Consider the following 609-nt stretch of genomic DNA (forward strand, 5'->3'; position numbering starts at 1 on the left):
ATCTCCTCCTTGGAGTACTTGTCCTCCACCGCCAGGGCGAGCTTGGCTTCCCGGAGCTTGTCCGTGATGGACTTCGTGCCGCTGATTGTCAGTTCGTCCGCACTCACACCCTCCGCTGCGCCGGCATCAATCAGGACGTTGTTGACATACTGCATGGTCAGCGTGGACGCCCCTTGCTGGTCCCCGCCCCTGACGTTGTTCAGCATCGCGCGGAAAATACCGTGCGCATCGACGCCGCCATGTTCAAAGAAGCGGGCGTCCTCGATGGCGATGATGGCGTCCTGCATGTGCGGGGACACCCGGTCCAGGATCACCGGAACCCGGTTCTCCGCGTAGAAGGTGGCGATCAGCTCACCGTCGGCCGAGAGGATCTGCGACGGCTGCGACAGCGGTCCGGCCTCCAGTTCGTCCGGCAGTTGGTCGAAGACAGCCAGGGAGGACTGTGCTCCCGCAGCCGCCAGCGCCGCCGGAGGAACCAGGATGCCGGCCGTAAGGATGCCGGACAGCACACTGACGCCCAGCAGCGCGGAAATCCTTCCCCGGATCGTGGCCGTGTCAAAGAAAGGGAACGTACGGGAAGAAGCCATGTGGCCAGAGCATAACGGCCGG

1 protein-coding gene is annotated in these 609 nt (G+C 63.9%); it reads right to left on the minus strand.

From position 1 onward, the window contains the following. Nucleotides 1-587, minus strand: a 587-nt coding sequence (locus AC5RVV_RS17855) for a transglycosylase domain-containing protein (protein WP_494002689.1), incomplete at its 3' end; no start/stop codon positions are given. Between the last annotated feature and the right edge of the window lie 22 nt (nt 588-609).

This window comes from Arthrobacter sp. MDT2-34-1, from assembly GCF_059091365.1.